Origin of the sequence: uncultured Actinomyces sp. (assembly GCA_900541895.1) — a bacterium.
GTDB lineage: Bacteria > Actinomycetota > Actinomycetes > Actinomycetales > Actinomycetaceae > Pauljensenia.
This window is the reverse complement of sequence record UWSI01000045.1, coordinates 1-8,239: the sequence shown is the minus strand read 5'-3', so window position 1 is coordinate 8,239 and position 8,239 is coordinate 1. Positions and strand designations below refer to the sequence as shown.

Sequence of the window (8,239 nt, the reverse complement as noted above, 5' to 3'; positions counted from 1 at the left end):
AAACGCAAGTGCCCCGCCAGCCGAAGCTGGCGGGGCACCGCGCTATATCAGCGCTGGACGGTCCTTGCAGACACTCACGCGGTCATATCCGTGTGATCCTCAACGGCTGCACGTCCGGCCTCCAGACGCGCCACGGGCACGCGGAAGGGCGAGCAGGACACGTAGTTGAGTCCAACCTTGTGGAAGAAGTGGATCGATGCGGGATCGCCACCGTGCTCACCACAGACACCGAGCTTGATGTTCGGCTTGGTAGAACGTGCGCGACGCACACCCTCGGCCACAACCGTGCCGACACCGTGAACATCGATTGACTCGAACGGCGAGACACCGAAGATTCCACCCTCGATGTACTGCGGGAAGAACACGCCTTCGACGTCGTCGCGCGAGAAGCCCCACACGGTCTGGGTCAGGTCGTTCGTACCGAAGCTGAAGAAGTCTGCTTCCTCAGCCAGGTCCTCGGCAGTCATGGCCGCACGCGGCAGCTCGATCATTGCGCCGATGGTGATGCCGGACAGGTCAACGCCCTTGTCAGCAGCAACCGCGGCGATGATGCCTTCGCCTTCCTCGCGGATCAGCTGAAGCTCACGCACCGAGCCAACCAGCGGAACCATGATTTCAGGGCGCGGATCCTTGCCACGGGCAACCAGCTCAGCAGCGGCCTCGCACAGTGCGCGCATCTGCAGGGCGAAGAGGCCGGGCAGGTAGATGCCCAGACGCACGCCACGCAGGCCCAGCATGGGGTTCTGTTCGTGGAAGCGACGCACGGTGACCAGCATTTCTTCATCTGCGGGTTCAACGGTGCCAGCAGCCTTGGCGAGCGCAACCTTGACCTCGAGCTCGGTGAGCTGGGGCAGGAACTCGTGCAGCGGCGGGTCGATCAGACGCACGGTCATCGACTTGCCGTCCATGACCTCGAGCATTGCCAAGAAGTCTTCCTTCTGGAGCTTCTCTAGGGCATCGAATGCTTCCTGACGCTCAGCGGAGCCTTCCTCGGACAGGATGACGCGCTCGACCAGCGGACGACGCGATCCCAAGAACATGTGCTCGGTACGGCACAGGCCGATACCCTGTGCGCCGAACTCCAGTGCACGCTGCGAGTCCTCGGGGGTGTCGGCGTTGGCGCGCACCTGCAGGCGACGCACCTCATCGGCGTGGGTGAGAATGCGGTGGACGGCCTCGATCAGTTCGGAGGTACCGGGGTCGCCAGCTGCTGCAGCCAGGCCAGCTTCGAGGCCGTGGCTCAGGTAGGTGGTCACCGGGGAGTCGGTCACGGGGACCTCGCCCAGGAAGATTTCACCGGTCTGACCGTCGATTGCGATGGTGTCTTCGCCGGTCAGGACGCGACCTGCGACGGTGACGGTTCCGGCCTCGGCGTCGATCTCAAGAGCTTCAGCACCGCAGACACAGGTCTTACCCATGCCGCGCGCAACAACTGCGGCGTGCGAGGTCTTACCGCCACGGGCGGTCAGAACGCCCTCGGCTGCAACCATACCGGGCAGATCGTCAGGGTTGGTCTCACGGCGGACCAGCACGCACTTGACGCCTGCTGCTGCCGAGGCCTCGGCCTGAGCGTTATTGAAGACGATGCGGCCAACAGCTGCACCCGGGGAGGCAGCCATACCGCGAGCAATGAGTTCCTTGGATGCAGATGCATCGAACTGCGGGAACATCAGCTGGGTGAGCTGGTCACCGGTCACGCGGCCCAAGGCCTCGTCGCGGGTGATGAGCTTTTCGTCAACCAGCTGGACGGCGACGCGGAAGGCGGCGGCAGCGGTACGCTTGCCGACACGGGTCTGGAGCATCCACAGCTTGCCGCGCTCGATGGTGAACTCGATATCGCAAAGGTCACGGTAGTGGGTTTCGAGCTTGTGCATGATTCCGCGCAGCTCGTCGTAGACCGGCTTGTTGATCTTCTCAAGGTCAGCCAGGGACAGGGTGTTGCGGATACCTGCAACGACGTCTTCACCCTGTGCGTTCTCGAGGTAGTCGCCGTACACACCGGAGTGGCCGGTGGAGGGGTCGCGGGTGAAGCACACGCCGGTGCCGGAGTTTTCACCCATGTTGCCAAACACCATGGTGCAGATGTTGACTGCGGTGCCCAGGTCATGGGGGATGCGCTCACGGCGACGGTAGATGCGGGCACGCTCGGTGTTCCAGGAACGGAAAACGGCCTCGATAGCCATGTCCATCTGGGTGCGAGGATCCTGTGGGAATTCTTCACCGGTCTGCTCGTAGACGATGGTCTTAAAGATATCGACCAGGCCCTTGAGGTCCTCGGCGGTGAGCTCGGTATCGCCCTTGACGCCGCGTTCCTTCTTCATGTTGTCCAGAGCGTCAGAGAAGAGATCGCCTTCAATATCCAGAACGGTCTTGCCGAACATCTGGACCAGTCGACGGTAGGAGTCCCATGCAAAACGCTCGTTGCCGCTGACAGCAGCAAGACCGTGGACGGATTCGTCGTTGAGGCCGATGTTGAGGACGGTTTCCATCATGCCGGGCATGGAGAACTTTGCGCCCGAACGAACCGAGACAAGCAGCGGATTCTTGGGATCGCCCAGCTTGCGACCCATTTCTTCTTCGACCTTGCGAAGTGCGACGGTCACTTCAGTATCAAGACTTTCAGGGGCCGTGCCGTCGTGCAGGTAGACGCGGCACGCTTCGGTGGTAATTGTGAATCCGGGAGGAACAGGCAGCCCGAGCTTCGTCATCTCTGCCAGGTTCGCACCCTTACCTCCGAGCAAGTCCTTCATTGACTTGTCGCCCTCGGAGAAGTCGTATACATACTTGACCATCTGGTCCCTCAACTTCCGTTGTTTCGGGGGGTACCCGTCATCGGGACCCTGTGTATTGACATACTAACCAATGGAAAAGTACTGGCCAAATGATGCGGGCCACGCCGCGAAATTACGCGGGTGGCCCGTTCACCATATGGTCGCTGTTTTATCGAACGATAAATTCGACCAAGACGTTTTCTCCCAGATCAATAACGTCGCCGTCGCTCAGTGGCACGGTAACGCGCGGAGGAACTTCCTGAACATTGCCATTCGAGCTGCGCAACAGGGTTCCGTTCGCACTTCCCAAATCCATCAGCATCCAGGAACCAAAACCGCTGGGAATGACAGCTGCATGCGAACGCGAGATCTCGTTTGCCGGGCTGGGCACACGCATGACGGTTGCCGAGGGGCGTCCCGTCAGAACGCGTGCATTGGGGTCGCGCCCCAAGATGACGTCGTGAGTGAGTTCAACGGGAGCAGCGCCCGCATAAACCAGGTAGCCGGCCTGCGCATGCTGCGAGTCATCGCTCACGCGTCGCAGTACCGTTGCGCCGCTATCGGAGTTATCGACTTCAAAAGCAGGGGTCGCACCTGCTGCCGGAGTATCCTCAGCCGGAGCCTCCCCATACGCTGGGGTTTCTTCGATTTCCGAGGCCGAGGCGACCTCTTCAGCTTCGGGCTGGCTTTCCTGCTCGCCCAGTTCTTGCGCGGCCTGTGCCTCTACCTCTACGGGTTCGTCGGCGGGAACTTCGGTAGAAGCTTCTTCTTCAACGAAAGCGCTGGGCTCAAAGTTTTGCTCGAGTGAGAGAGCATCCAATTCAACGCTGGCCTGTGGCTCTACGCTGGCCTGCGGCGCATCTTGCGAAGCTGCCTGCTGCATTGCCGCAAAAGCCTCAGAGGTGATGGTTTCTTCTAGGGCCTCGGGGCTGGTGTAAACGGGAGCGGCGCTCGGCGTCACTGCTGCCTGAGCCGCGGCAACTTGAGCACCTGCAGCATAAATATCCGAAGTTTCCTCTGGGGCGCTTGCTTCCGCCTCGGGCTCGGGTGCCCACAGATACTTCGGCGCGGGTTCTTCCGCGGCCTGAGGCTCTGTAGCTTCCTCCTGGGGCTGGGGTTCTTCCGCGACCTCTCCCCACACCGTGTGCGAGGCCTCGGGCTCAGTTTCGGTCTCAGATTCTTCAGCGGAGGGGGCATCCTCAGCGTGCTCTTCCTGCACCTGGGCGGGCTTCTCTTCTTCCACCAGCGCGGGGACCGAGGGAAGTTCGGGCTCGACGGGGTAGCCAATACGAACCTGAGTAGCCTCTGCCTCAGAGGTTGCAAAATGTGCCCAAGGCTGAGCATCGTCGAACTCGCTCAATGCGATATCCATGAGCGTCCACTCGCCGGGAACAAATTCCCACATCGATAGCGGGCCACCCCAGGTGAAGGGGGTGTCATAGCCGGGAGCAATTGCGCGAACATTTGCACTGCCACCCAGGGATAGAAGCGGAACGGGGCCGCGCAGGTCCATGTGCGCGAAAGGCAAACCACTGGCTGTAGCGGAATTCACCCAGGTTGTCAGATCTTCATTGGCATCGGTGACAACGCGCTGAGCGGAGTCGGCGAGGTCAGCGGGGACCAAGGCAAAGCCCAGGGGGCCGGCGACGATGAACCCACCGTTACCGCGAACTGCATGGCGGCCCAATTGCAGCATTCGAAAACTCTTTTCTCTATCGGGCGCGGCGCGCCGTTGTGACCGGAAGGGGTCGCACTGGGATACGTGGACGCACGCTCGCGCGTATGTCCCCATCGTAGCGGCTTCCCACAACCGATTGCGCACGGATTACAAGGGCAGTTGCGTTATCACGCGTACCGCCCTCAATCGCTTGGTCAACCAGAGCGTTGGCAATTTCTTGCGCAGATACATCCTGGCTGGCGATATCGATGAAGTCTTGTTCTGAAAGCACTCCGTGAACACCATCCGAGCACAGGACGACGACATCGCCCTCCCGCATTGGGGTCAGGACGTAGTCGGCCTGGGGAAGTTCCGGCATCGCTGCACCGAGCGCGCGAGTGATGACATTCGAGGGGGGAAGAACCAGTTCGGCACCGGTTCGTTTAGCGAATTCTTTAGCTTCTTGGACTGCTGAATGGTCGGTCGTCAACTGAAGAATGCTGCCGTCGGCAATGAGATAGGCACGGGAATCACCGATATTAAAGGTCAGCCACTGCGGACCATCTTGGTCAATGGTCAGGGTTCCGCACAGCGTGGTTCCCGGGGCAGCCGGGTCCTCCTTCTCCCCTAACGAGGCCACTGCCTCTGCAGCCGCGCGGATCGCGCCGACCAACTCGGCCGGGTTCGGGTCAATTGCGTCCAAGACCTCTGGGCTGAGGGCGTTAGAGAGCACTTCAAGCGCGGTTATCGAGGCCAGTTCCCCTTCTGCGTTCCCGCCCATCCCGTCAGCAACTGCGAAGAGAGGGTCTTGGGCAAGCCAAGAGTCTTGATTTGAGGAACGTACGGGGCCGATGTCACTGGTCGCGCCCCACACGGTGCGGATCACGGTGCCGCAGAGCGGAAGGTCCACAGTTCAACCTCCTTTGACGTACGTTCTCTTTTACGCGAAAATAATCCCATATATGGAAGGGCTTGTGCACCTTTGAATGAAAACGCGCGTTTTCAGGTGCCAGCTAAGGTTGAGCTTCCCGTTTCCGGGTCGCACATGGGAGAAAGAGAGTTCCTATGGCCGCAAATGATGCCGTCGGCATGGTTCAAGAGATGCTGAAATCGTCACAGGACAATCTTGATGGTTCTCGAAACGATTTCTCACGCGAAGCTCCTGCCGAACTCTCCTCTCTCACTATGACCCAGACATCCTCAAAGTGGGGAGATGAGGAAGGGCCTGTTTCAGCACGCCAACAATACACAGAGTCCATCTCTGACATGCAGAAACAGGTTACTCAGTGCAATACGGACCTCATCGCCTTCCTGAGCGGTGTCACGAAGACCCGAGAGAACTTTTCAGAAAACGAGCTCTCAAGTACCGAGGCAGTTGCGTATCTCCATGATCAGATCCTTGATTCATATGACGCAGCATCGAAGGTTTCTGAAAACCAAACCCTCTCTGCTGCGATTACTCAAGGGATGGCGCAAGGAATCGTATCTTTCTTCTCTGGGAGGGCATCCGTGGCAGATATTGCCCAGCAGACCGGAGTTACTTTACCTTCCGGCGACACGACTTCTGCTGCCAATACGACTTCTGCTGCGGCTACCCCCGCACCTTCGACTGCACCGACAGCCCAATCTCAAGCAGCAGCTTTTGCAGCAGCCGGAACGCAGATTTTGACTGGAAAAGGCGGCCCCCAGGCTGGAGTCGCGTCAAGCCTCGCTGATGCCACCCTCCCGCCTTTCCTTGCACCCACATGGACGGGAACACCGGGGGAAGACTCAATTTCGACCTGTCCTGCCCGTCCAACCTTGTCCTAAAGGTCTGCAGCCTATTTCTTCTTGACCGCTTCCTTCAGAAAGACATCTCATGGTTTCTATGCCTGCGTCACCCCTCTATGATCGGTTGACCAAAGTCTCCGAACTCGATTACTCCGACCCCGATGCTGGGATGATTTCAAAGGTTCAATCGCAAATCACCTCAATCCGGGAGTCGTGCACAACCTTCACGCAAAACACCGGACTCCAAGGTGCCACTCAAGCCGCAATGACACAGTGGGTCGCTGATTTCCATGCAAAATTGGACGCCCTTGAGACTCGCCTGCAGACAGTGAACACTGCGCACACCGAAGCCCGCACTGCAATGACAACTGCCAAATCCACGCATGCAACGCTGAGTCCGCAGCTTCTTCACCCCTCCGATTACGCATACGCTCACCATTTTGCTGCCGGAAATTCCGATGCTGAGCGCCTGGAGCGCGAGTACCTCGAGAACCTTGCCATTCAGCGCAACTCGCAGCGTGAAGCTGCAGCACAAGCAGCTCTAGATACTATGAACAGTGGCGTCCACTCAGCCGCGTCTGGTTTTTCTCAAGAGGCAGCAGATGCGAATGCTGCAAGGAATTCCGGCGATACCCCCAACAACAATGTTTCGGCTGGAAACAACGGTCCTGCTGGACGAGGCCCGTCAGGTCGCGGGGCTGCCCCGTCAGAAGCCTCCGGGGGCCCAATTGCCGGGCTTGAGGTCCTTCCTTCTGTTTCCCCTTCATCTTCCGTTCTGGCTGGTGTCGATGTCACGACCATGCCGGTTGGCGGGTACATGACTGCGGATGGCCCTGTTGGCGGCCATATCCCCGCTCCCGTCACCGATGCCAATGATCCCCGCTGGAAGGCAGACTACAACCCCTTTTCGACGTCATCACACTCCAAGGATTTGGCCATTGCCGGTGGCGCGCTAACAACCGGTGGCACTTTGGCTGGTCTTGGCCGCATGGCAACTTCCGCGACTTCTATTGCAAGTTCGATGGGTGGTTTCGCCTCACGTGCTGCTACTTCTCAGTTTGGAACTGTGCCGGCCGGTGGCGCGCTCGCTCCCTCGACCAGCGCACGCTTGTCGTCTTCGAACGCAATCTCCAGCGTAATGAATGACCTTGAGCGTGGTGCATTGACTCCTCGTGGAACTGCTCAGGCTGGCAACTGGGGCAATGCGGCTCGCATGGCAAACCCGGGTACTCCGGCCTCGACAGCTGCTCGCGCAAGTGGATTCCCGCGCGGTATGGGAGCCCCCGGAGCTTACGGCAGCGGCGCAACCGCTGGAACTGGCGCAGGCACCTCATCGACGGCAAGTAATGCGTCGACCATGTCGGCACGTGCACGTGCGGCTGCTAGCATTCGCCCGGCAGGCGTTAGTGGCACTACGGCTACCAGCGGAGCTACCGGCGCACCTGCGAACGGCGCAGCCGCCGGGGCACGCGGCACCGCTTCGAGCGCAGCAAAGGGCTCGGCTTCTGTTAAGGCAGGAACAGGCTCACAGTCCGCTGCCGCTTCGGCTCGTTCAACTTCAGCTTCCACCGCTCGCGCAGGTGTGGGCGCACGGCCTGGCGTTATGGGAACAACTGCCGGCTCAGCATCGGGTTCCAGCTCAACCGCTAAGGGCGGTGCTACCAAGGGAGCTTCAGCTAAGGCTGCATCGTCTGCCAAGGCTTCTTCAGCAGGAACTGGGGCGGCCCGTAGCGCTTCCTCGAATAGCAGCGTGTCAGGAGGTGCTTCCTCCGCAGCAGCTCGTGGCGCTTCGGCTGCGGCCGCCCGCGGTCCCATCGGTGCGGGAGCGGTTGCTGGTGCAGCCTCAAAGGAAGAAAAGGACAAGGCGAAGCGTCGCGCACTGAGCGGCCTTAAGGCTGTTCGCGTTGAGGGCGTTGAGGAGAAGGCTCCGGCTGCCGCGGGTCTTTCCGCTGGTAACGCAGAGTCCTTGAAGCCTGTTGCAGTTGCTGATCAGGATGATCGCTGGTGAGCTTCTAAAACTGTGAAGAGGCGCGGAGCCCAG

At 60.0% G+C, this 8,239-nt stretch carries 5 protein-coding genes; 2 read left to right on the top strand and 3 right to left on the bottom strand.

What is annotated here, in order from left to right; translation table 11 throughout:
* Positions 1-74 precede the first annotated feature (74 nt).
* From ppdK to QZR18_RS08030, 3 genes are all read right to left on the bottom strand, one after another.
* Positions 75-2,792, bottom strand: a complete 2,718-nt coding sequence (ppdK, locus tag QZR18_RS08040) for a pyruvate, phosphate dikinase (protein WP_294498778.1) — start codon at positions 2,790-2,792, stop codon at positions 75-77.
* Between the two features lie 148 nt (positions 2,793-2,940).
* Positions 2,941-4,467: an FHA domain-containing protein gene (locus QZR18_RS08035; protein WP_294498781.1), complete on the bottom strand. Its 1,527-nt coding sequence runs from the start codon at positions 4,465-4,467 to the stop codon at positions 2,941-2,943.
* 16 nt (positions 4,468-4,483) lie between these two features.
* Complete coding sequence (locus QZR18_RS08030) at positions 4,484-5,338, bottom strand: PP2C family serine/threonine-protein phosphatase (protein ID WP_294498785.1); 855 nt, start codon at positions 5,336-5,338, stop codon at positions 4,484-4,486.
* Positions 5,339-5,493: 155 nt separating this feature from the next.
* Here QZR18_RS08030 and QZR18_RS08025 point away from each other — a divergent pair, with 155 nt between their 5' ends.
* Positions 5,494-6,237, top strand: a complete 744-nt coding sequence (locus QZR18_RS08025; protein WP_294498788.1) for a hypothetical protein — start codon at positions 5,494-5,496, stop codon at positions 6,235-6,237.
* A gap of 58 nt (positions 6,238-6,295) precedes the next feature.
* Positions 6,296-8,206 carry a hypothetical protein gene (locus tag QZR18_RS08020; protein ID WP_295910883.1) on the top strand — a complete coding sequence of 637 codons (1,911 nt, stop codon included), beginning with the start codon at positions 6,296-6,298 and terminating at the stop codon, positions 8,204-8,206.
* Positions 8,207-8,239 lie beyond the last annotated feature (33 nt).

Bases quoted from the DNA above. Each gene is read 5' to 3' on its own strand.
- ppdK (WP_294498778.1), bottom strand. From the start codon at position 2,792: ATGGTCAAGTATGTATACGACTTCTCCGAGGGCGACAAGTCAATGAAG.
- QZR18_RS08035 (WP_294498781.1), bottom strand. From the start codon at position 4,467: ATGCTGCAATTGGGCCGCCATGCAGTTCGCGGTAACGGTGGGTTCATC.
- QZR18_RS08025 (WP_294498788.1), top strand. From the start codon at position 5,494: ATGGCCGCAAATGATGCCGTCGGCATGGTTCAAGAGATGCTGAAATCG.
- QZR18_RS08020 (WP_295910883.1), top strand. From the start codon at position 6,296: ATGCCTGCGTCACCCCTCTATGATCGGTTGACCAAAGTCTCCGAACTC.